Source organism: Caulobacter sp. AP07 (genome assembly GCF_000281955.1).
GTDB lineage: Bacteria > Pseudomonadota > Alphaproteobacteria > Caulobacterales > Caulobacteraceae > Caulobacter.
This window is the reverse complement of the sequence record NZ_AKKF01000102.1, coordinates 1-1,714: the sequence shown is the minus strand read 5'-3', so window position 1 is coordinate 1,714 and position 1,714 is coordinate 1. Positions and strand designations below refer to the sequence as shown.

Annotated in this window: 1 protein-coding gene; it reads right to left on the bottom strand. The window is 70.5% G+C overall.

The window, feature by feature from the left end:
* The coding region (locus PMI01_RS06250; protein ID WP_007665557.1) for an ABC transporter substrate-binding protein at positions 1-1,714 on the bottom strand (1,714 nt) is incomplete at both ends.

Sequence of the window (1,714 nt, the reverse complement as noted above, 5' to 3'; positions counted from 1 at the left end):
GGCCGCCGCCGCCAGCGGCAGGGAGACGGCCAGGCGCTCGGCGACCAGCCCCGCCACCGGCGTCTGGTAGGTGTAGCTGAGGCCGAAATCGCCATGCAGCATGCCCAGCAGCCAGGCGAGATAGCGCTGCGGTACGGGACCCTCCAGGCCCATCTGGTGGCGCAGATTGGCCACCGCCTCGGGATTGGCGTTGAGGCCCAGCATGTAGGCGGCCGGGTCGCCGGGCACGACCTGGATGATGGCGAACACCACCACGCTGGCGGCCAGCAGGGTCAGGGCCATCGACCCGGCCCGGCCGCCCAGATAGGCCGCCCCGAACCGGGCCAGCAGCGCCACGAAGCCGGCGGCCACCGCCAGGATGGCGACGACGCCGAGGATCGCGCCGCTTCCGCCGGACTTGACCGCTTCGGCGGCGCCGACCGCGCCGTCCGGCGTGTCGAAATAGGCGGTGTGCAGGTCCACCGTCAGGGTCGGCGAATTGACCCAGAAGTCCTTGAGCCGCGCGTCGAACACCCCCAGGCGCGGGAACTGGAACAGGAAGCCGTTGACCGCGTCGCCGGCGATCTTGCGCTGGATCTGGCCGAGGATCGCCGCGCGCTGGGCCTCGTCGGTGGTGGCCTTCAGCGCCGTCATCAGGGCGTGGAAGTCGGCGTTCCGGTAGCCGAAATAATAGTCGGGCCGGTCGTAGATGTCGTAGTCCATCGGCTCGGCGTGGCTGACCACCGTCAGGTCGAAGGCGTGACGGCCAAACACCTGGTCCAGCCACTGGGCCCATTCCAGGTTCTCGATCTTCACCTTGACGCCCACCGCCGCCAGCTGCGAGGCGGCGATCTCGCCGCTGCGGCGGGCGTAGTTGGGCGGCGGCAGCTTCATCGTCAGCGAGAAGCCGTTCGGATAGCCGGCCTCGGCCAGCAGCGCCTTGGCTCTGGCGATGTCGTGCGGATAGAGGCCGGTCAGGTCGACATAGGCGGCGTTCTGCGGCGGGAAGTGGCTGCCGATCGGCGTGCCGTAGCTGTACATCGCCCCGTCGATGATCGCCCGCCGGTCCAGGGCGTGCTGGATGGCCCGGCGCACCCGCGCGTCGGCCAGCGGGCCGGCGCGGTTGTTGATCGCCAGGATCACCTCGCCCTCGCTGGAGGCCGAGATCACCTTCAGCGTCGGGTCCTTGCGCAGCTGGGCCAGGTTCTCGGGGGCGGGATAGTCGGCGAAGGCGTCGACGTCGTGGCCGCGGATCGCCGCGAAGGCCGCCGCCGGATCGGCGATGAACTTGAACACCACCTGCCGCAGCCGCGCGGGCTTGCCCCAATAGGCGTCGTTGCGGACCAGGGTCACGGCGTCGCCGCGCCGCCAGCCGGAGAACCTGAACGGCCCGGTGCCGACCGGCGCGGTGGCCAGCGTCCCCGCCGACTTGGGCGAGACCATCACCGCGTCACCCCAGGCCAGCACATAGATCAGGTTGCTGTCGGCCTGGCTCAGATGCAGGCGCACGGTGCGCGGGTCGACCACCTCGACCTGGCGGATGACGCTCAGCGCCTGTTTCTGGACATTGGTCGAGCCGGGCGCCAGGGCGCGTTCCAGGCTGAACTTGACGATCCCGGCGTCGAACGGCGTGCCGTCCTGGAAGCGTACGCCGCCCCGCAGGTGGAAAGTGTAGCTCAGGCCGTCGGGCGCGATCTCCCAGTACGTCGCCAGCAGCGGCTTGACCGCGCCCGCC